The sequence below is a fragment of the Clostridium sp. HV4-5-A1G genome, from assembly GCF_900184915.1.
Lineage (GTDB): Bacteria > Bacillota > Clostridia > Clostridiales > Clostridiaceae > Clostridium_B > Clostridium_B aromativorans.
Map to the genome: position 1 here is coordinate 1 of NZ_FXYI02000370.1, position 763 is coordinate 763.

The 763-nt window shown below is 21.4% G+C and carries 2 protein-coding genes; both read right to left on the bottom strand.

The features are described 5' to 3' along the window. The coding region (locus J5G60_RS18570; RefSeq protein WP_328707018.1) for an RNA-directed DNA polymerase at positions 1-486 on the bottom strand (486 nt) is incomplete at its 3' end. After that, complete coding sequence (locus J5G60_RS18575; RefSeq protein ID WP_150359080.1) at positions 470-730, bottom strand: hypothetical protein; 261 nt, start codon at positions 728-730, stop codon at positions 470-472. The genes J5G60_RS18575 and J5G60_RS18570, both read right to left, overlap by 17 nt. Positions 731-763 lie beyond the last annotated feature (33 nt).

Consider the following 763-nt stretch of genomic DNA (forward strand, 5'->3'; position numbering starts at 1 on the left):
ATATATTTTTATTTCATCTAATAATTGATATAATTCTTCTTTAGAAGATGATAATACAACTACATCATCGCAATATCTTAATATATATTTTTGTTTCTTTTTTTCTTTTAGCCAATGGTCAAATTTAGATAAATAAAAATTTCCAAAATATTGTGATGCTAAGCTTCCAATTGCTATTCCTTTATTACCTTCCATAGAATCAATAATAGTATTCATTAACCATAATACATCTTTATCTTTAAATTTTGTACTTAATTGTTTTTTTAATACTTCTCTATTAATAGAAGGATAAAAATGATGAATATCTATTTTTAAACAATATTTAGTATTTTTTTTATTCTTCAAATATTCTCTTAACGTCTTTAAAGCTAAATGTATTCCTCGATTAGGTAATGAAGCATAAGTTTGAGATATTAATGAATTAATAAATATCTCTTTAGTTTGCAATAATAAACAATGTTGAATGATTCTATGGGGAAAAATAATCTAATTTATAAATATCTCTATATTTAGTTTTGTCCCACTTAGTAAATTTTGTATAATCAGAAGGTTTGATAGTATATGTTTTTTCTTTAAGCATCTCATATATTTTATCTATACATTCTTCTAAATGATTATCTACATATTGTACTTCTGTATAAAATGATTTATCTTTTCTAGCCATCTTATGTGCCATTTTTATATTTTCTTTATCTATTATTTTATTCCATAAATCTCCATATCTTTTCATTATATCTTCCTTTCATAAATAAGTTTATTATTT

Coding starts and splice junctions, on each gene's coding strand:
- J5G60_RS18575 (WP_150359080.1), bottom strand. CDS start 730: ATGAAAAGATATGGAGATTTATGGAATAAAATAATAGATAAAGAAAAT.